Raw genomic sequence first — 5,718 nt, 5'->3', positions numbered from 1 at the left:
GCGGAGATGCTCGATGAGCTCGGTGTCGACGCGGACGCGTTCGCGGCCGGATGAGGATCTCGTTCCACCCTGACGTACTCAAGCAGTTGCAGCGACTTACCCGTGTCGAGTTGGAAGCAGCGCTGCAGGTGGCCATAGGTCTGTCCCACGATCCGCGACCGGTCAACGCGAAGAAACTGGTTGGGAGTCAGCGTGATTGGCGGGTACGATTCGGACAATATCGAGTGGTGTACTCCATCGACGACGCTGCCGGCGAAGTAACGGTGTTCAACGTGGCCAAGCGCAGCGACGCCTATCGGTGAGGCGGACCTTGCCGTTGACAGGCGTCTGTTTGGCACGAGGTTCCACCGCTCGAGCAGACGCCAAGACCCTCATTTCCCTGTGAGACGGGCCTTGCCGTAGACAGGCGTCTGCTCGGCGCTATCGGCTCGCTGCGCGACAGCCCCCGGGGGCAATGGTTGACGCTGGCGCCGAACGCGGCGCACCATGAAAGTCGACACGTGACCACTTTCGGATATCGGGCAGAGAGGTAGCAGCGCATGACCACCAGGGACAAATACACGGAGGTACCCGCGCCGTATTCGTGGGAGGTTCCCTGCGTCGGCGATGCGCGCTTCACGTGGGAGTACGACGAGGGACGCGCCCGGCTCCTGTCCCTGTACCAAAAGGGCAAGGACAAGCAGTGGGACGCCCAGTCGCGCATCGACTGGACGCAAGACGTCGACCCGGCGAACCCGATCGGGCTGCCCGACGAGTTCCATCCGCTGTTCGGCAGCCCGATGTGGGAGGCCGCAGACGAATCACGGCACGCCGAGATGCGCCAACACTTCCAATCCTGGCAGTTCTCGCAGTTCCTGCACGGCGAGCAGGGGGCGATGGTGTGCGCGGCCAAGATCGTCGACGTGGTCCCGGACCTGGACGCGAAGTTCTACGCGGCCACCCAGACCATGGACGAGGCTCGGCACGTCGAGACGTTCGCGCGGTTCCTGCAGGAGAAGGTCGGCCTGGTCTACCCGATCAACAAGCACCTGACCGCACTGCTCGACGACACCCTGCGCGACGCGCGTTGGGACATGCCCTACCTCGGCATGCAGGTCCTCATCGAAGGGCTCGCACTCGCCGCGTTCGGAGTGCTGCGTGACATGGCGCCACCGGACTCGCTGGCCAAGCAGTTGCTGGCCTATGTCATGCAGGACGAGGCCCGGCACGTCGCCTTCGGCCGAATCTCGCTGAAGGACTACTACTCTGCGCTGACGGTAGCCGAGCGGGACGAGCGTGAAGAGTTTGTCGTGGATGCCTGCTACCTGATGCGCGACCGGTTCCGCGGTGAAGAGGTCTTCGAGACCCTCGGCCTCGACGTGCAAGCGTGTGCCGACTGGGTCGACAAGTCGCCGTTGATGATCCAGTTCCGTTCGCACCTGTTCAGCCGCATCGTGCCGATTGTCAAGGACATCGGGTTGTGGGGCGACAAGGTGCAGAAGGCCTTCACGGATATGGGCGTCCTCGAGATGGGCGGCTTCGACATCGAGGCGCTGATGAAGGCCGACGAGGATCAGGCCGACGCACTGGATAAGGCACACGCCGAGATGGCCGACCGCGCCCTCGAAGTGGACCAGGTGATCGCGGCGGCTGCGAACTGACCGGCCGAAACGATCTGCGGAGACCTCAGCCGGTGAGCGCTCCCACCGGGACGGGGCGACGCCCCGCTACACGCGGGCTAGGGTTCGGCTGTCGCGAACCGTGACGCCGAGCCCTCGCGATTGCAAGCCCAGCCACTCCAGCTTGAGTCGCCACGACCACCATGCGCCCGACGTGTAGCCCACGCATGACGCACACAGGAACATCCAGCCTGGCCAGCCGGGGTAGCGCGACACGGCGTGCAGCACCAGGCACGCTACGCAAGCGCCGTCGAGGCCCAATGCGGCGAGGTAGATGTCGGCGACCACACGGCTACGCGGAGAGCATCGGATAATGGACAGCGCCCACACGAGATTCCCGATGATCCATGTCGCCGCGGCGCACAGGAGCAGCCAGTACGCGGGAGAGCTATCGTCCTGGATGAAGTCGGGCACCGGGTGGTTGGGGGCGTCCGCGAGGAAAACGACGACGAGAACGGGAACCGCGACGGCGCCGGGGAGCAGGATCCGTCGCCGGAAAAACTGTCCCGGGTGGGGCAGATCGACACGGCTGATCGTGGCGTGCAGCAGCGCCGCTATGCCGATCAGATACGCCAGGTGCCCCATCAGGTGCTCCAGGCCCCAGACTCGGGCGACAGCGTGCAGCGGTCCTTCCCATAGCCCGGCCACCAGCGGCGTGATCAACAGCATGCAGGTAGTGAGGCCGATGACGGCGATCGTCGTCGCGCCCTCCCACCGGACACGCCAGGTGGAGCGCCGCGTCCACAACGTGTAGGCGCTGAAGAACGTGGTGGCGCACACCAACAGCGTCAATGCCACTGCAAACCTCCTGTGCGTCCCAGGACCGAGTTACCGCTAGGTCTATCACAAAGGGGCGGCGTCCGGGCGTGGCCTCCGCTTAACCAGCTTGGTCGTCTCCGTTCTCCTGATCGTCGACAGCAAAGGGCGCGGCTCCCGCAGGGCGTCCTCGGGAATGAACCCGAAGTCGACCTGGAGGGCGAGCGCGTCGAGCCCAAAGTGCACGGCGAGCTGCGTCAGCTCCTCGAAGGTCGGGAAGTCGGACTTGCGCTTGCGCTTCCCGAAGGTGCTCGTCGGCATGCCCAACGCGCCGGCCATCTCGACATCGGAGATGTCGCGGTTCAGGGCGTATTCCAGAACCCGCCTGAGGTCGCGGCCCTCTCTATTGGTGCGTGTCACGTGCTGATGGTAGCTTATCCATTGATAGTGGCGCAACCACTCAATACAGACCTGGCTATCCCGATCCACAGTCCTAGATCTGTTCATCGAGATTTAATCTCTAAAACGGGACACACTCTGCTATGGTCGGGCATGCCCATGTCTGAACACACGCCCAAAGCCGACAGCCTCCAGTCACCGCAGCATGTGGGCCGGGAGGTTGGGAGTGCGGCGCAGGTGCCCGAGGGGTCCGAGGGGTCTGTACCGCGTTGGCCGATAGTGGAGCGCGACGCCGAGTTTCACCGGGCGTTGGCCGCGCTCGAGGACGGCGCGTCGGTGTGCGGGGTCGTGCTGGCCGGCGAGAGCGGGGTCGGCAAGTCGACTCTGGCACGTAGTCTTGCCGAGGCCTTGCAGGCCAGCGGGCGGACGGTGCGGTTCGTGCTGGGCACCGCGGCCGGTCGCGCGGTCCCGTTGGGGGCCTTCTACCGGTCGGTGGCCATCGGTGAAGCACATGAACCCGCAGTGCTGCTCGCCGCCGCGCACCGCGCGTTGGAACAGGACGACAATCTGGTGCTGGTGGTCGATGACGCCCAGTTGCTCGATGCCTTGTCGGCGACGTTGCTGCACCAACTCGCGCTCGGTGGCCATAGCAGGTTGATCGTGGTGATCCGGTCGGATGGTGCGGTGCCCGACGCGGTGACGGCGCTGTGGAAAGAAGGGCTGATGCTGCGGCTGAGGATCGAGGCGTTCACCCGGGCCCAGACCGGGGAGCTGGCCCGCGCCGTGCTCGGTGACGCGGTCCAAAGCCGTCTGGTCGACGAGCTGTACCGCCGGACCGCCGGCAATCCGCTGTTCCTTCGTGGCCTGCTGCTCGCTGGCCGTGAGAACGGCGTGCTGGCGCGGACCGAGTTGGGCTGGCAACTTCGCGGTCCGCTGCGCAGTGGCGACGAGCTTTACGACCTTCTGGATTTTCGGCTGCGGTCGTTGGCGCCCGAGGAACTTAAGGTCGTCGAGGTCCTGGCCGTTGCCGAGGTGCTGGACTGGGAGATCCTGCGCCAGATCTGCGACAACGACGCGCTGGCACGCCTGGAACGCCGGGGCCTGATCCAGCTCGTCGCCGACGGCTCACTGCTGGTGGTGCGTCTGCAGCACCCCGTCTTCGGCGAAGCGGCACTTCGGCGCGTCGGGGTGGTGCGGACCCGACAGCTCAATAGCCTACTGGCCCAACAACTGCGGCAGCGTTTGGCTGCGACGCCACCGCGCTGTGGGCGCCCGGATGTGCGCACCCTTATCCGGCTGGCTCAGTTCATGGCGGGTAGCGATCTGCCACCGGATCTCGACCTGATCACCGAGGCGGCCGCCAGCGCGGTCGCCATGTCGAACGTCGTCGCCGGTGAGGAACTGGCCCGCTTTGCGTTCGACCGCGGTGGGGGCCTTGCGGCGGCAATCGTGCTGGCCGAGGCGATGAGTTGGCAGGACCGCGGGGCGGAGGCCGAGGCAGTGTTGGGCACGTTCGTCCCCGACGGCGCCGACGAACTGCTCATCGAGCGATGGGGTTGTCTGCGTGCGGTGAATCTGTTCTGGAGCTGCGGGCGAGTGGATGCAGCGCGGGCGGTGCTGGCCGAGGTGAAGGGCCGCGTCGAGTCGGCGGGTTCACCCAGTCTGGCCACCGCCATTGACGCGACGTTCGCGTTCTCTTCCGGCGACCTGCCCACGGCGATCGGCACCGGGGTGGCGGTGTGCGAGTCGCACGTCGATCCGAAGGCGACGGTGTGGGCAGCGTCGTCGGCGTCGTGGGCGTTGGCCCTGTCTGGGCGTTTCTCAGAGGCTGCCCGCATCGCTGACACGGGGTGGCGAGCGGCCATGGTCGACGAGTCGGGGCTGTTGCGGTTCACGATCGGCCTGGCTGAGGTGATGGCGTCGACGGCCGAGGGTGATTTTCCGGCGGCCGAGCGGGTGTGGCAACGCTGCGCGGCGGCGACCGTGGGTGTGCCCCAAGCGGAGCCCATGGCGAACGCGATGCTGGGAGTGGTCAACATGGCCCGCGGTGCGTTGGCTTCGGCATGCGCGGCATTCCACGACTCGGTGTCGGTGATGTCGCAGGGTTTTCCGTCGGGCTGGTTGATGCTGGTGGCGGCCTGGCTGGCGCAGGCCGAGGCCGAGCGAGGAGATCGCGACGCCGCTGCCATCGCGCTGAAGCAGTGCGAGGACGCCAATGGGCCGCAGGTCGTCGTGTTCCTCCCCGAACTTGAGCTTGCCCGCGCCTGGGAACGGGCGTCGGCCGGTGCGACCACCGCCGCTCAGGCGCACGCGCGGCGCGCTGCGCAGATCGCCCGGCGGTCCGGAATGGGGGCCGTAGAGATGCGGGCGCTGCACACCGCTGTCCGGTTCGGCGACCGGTCGTGCGCCGCACGGCTCGGCGAACTTGCCGGGTTGCTGGACACCCCGTTGGCGCAGGCCGCCGCCGCGCATGCCCGCGGCCTGGCCGGCCGCGACGGCGACGTGCTCGACGCCGCGGCCGACCGGTTCGCCGAGTTGGGGGCTGAATCGCTGGTCGCCGACGCGGCAGCCCAAGCCGCACGCGAACACGCGCGTACCGGGCACCGCCGCAAAGCGTTGGAGTCGTCGACCCGGGCACACTGGCTGGCCGGTCGGAACGGCCTGCGGACCCCGGCGACCGAGGCGACCGCCCGGCCGCTGCCCATCACCGACCGGGAACGCGAGGTCGCGGGACTGGTCGCGGCGGGGTTATCCAACCGTCAGGTCGCCGATCGGCTGTCGGTCTCGATGCGAACGGTCGACGGGCACCTCTACCGCATCTTCGCCAAGCTCGACATCGAGCGCCGCGACCAGCTCACGCGCCTGGTGAGCATGGCCGGGTGAGACGGCGACCCGAGCCTTCGGC

Annotated in this window: 5 protein-coding genes; 3 read left to right on the top strand and 2 right to left on the bottom strand. The window is 67.2% G+C overall.

What is annotated here, in order from left to right:
* Positions 1-50 precede the first annotated feature (50 nt).
* Both AC2VOP_RS14060 and AC2VOP_RS14055 read left to right on the top strand, forming a co-directional pair.
* A complete protein-coding gene (locus AC2VOP_RS14060; RefSeq protein WP_486961543.1) occupies positions 51-302 on the top strand; it encodes a type II toxin-antitoxin system RelE family toxin in 252 nt (83 codons plus the stop codon).
* A 237-nt stretch (positions 303-539) separates the two neighbouring features.
* Complete coding sequence (locus AC2VOP_RS14055) at positions 540-1,640, top strand: ferritin-like domain-containing protein (protein WP_486961542.1); 1,101 nt, start codon at positions 540-542, stop codon at positions 1,638-1,640.
* Between the two features lie 66 nt (positions 1,641-1,706).
* Here the strand turns inward: AC2VOP_RS14055 and AC2VOP_RS14050 are convergent, their stop codons facing one another.
* A complete protein-coding gene (locus AC2VOP_RS14050) occupies positions 1,707-2,456 on the bottom strand; it encodes a hypothetical protein (protein ID WP_486961541.1) in 750 nt (249 codons plus the stop codon).
* A gap of 45 nt (positions 2,457-2,501) precedes the next feature.
* The gene (locus AC2VOP_RS14045; protein ID WP_486961540.1) at positions 2,502-2,834 is read right to left on the bottom strand and encodes a hypothetical protein; all 333 of its coding nucleotides are present in this window, start codon (positions 2,832-2,834) and stop codon (positions 2,502-2,504) included.
* A 258-nt stretch (positions 2,835-3,092) separates the two neighbouring features.
* Here AC2VOP_RS14045 and AC2VOP_RS14040 point away from each other — a divergent pair, with 258 nt between their 5' ends.
* Complete coding sequence (locus AC2VOP_RS14040) at positions 3,093-5,696, top strand: helix-turn-helix transcriptional regulator (RefSeq protein ID WP_486961544.1); 2,604 nt, start codon at positions 3,093-3,095, stop codon at positions 5,694-5,696.
* Positions 5,697-5,718 lie beyond the last annotated feature (22 nt).

Source organism: Mycobacterium sp. TH-M106 (assembly GCF_057473765.1).
The sequence above is the reverse complement of the archived record's forward strand: the minus strand, read 5'-3'. Positions and strand labels throughout refer to the sequence as shown.

Bases quoted from the DNA above. Each gene is read 5' to 3' on its own strand.
- AC2VOP_RS14060 (WP_486961543.1), top strand. From the start codon at position 51: ATGAGGATCTCGTTCCACCCTGACGTACTCAAGCAGTTGCAGCGACTT.
- AC2VOP_RS14055 (WP_486961542.1), top strand. From the start codon at position 540: ATGACCACCAGGGACAAATACACGGAGGTACCCGCGCCGTATTCGTGG.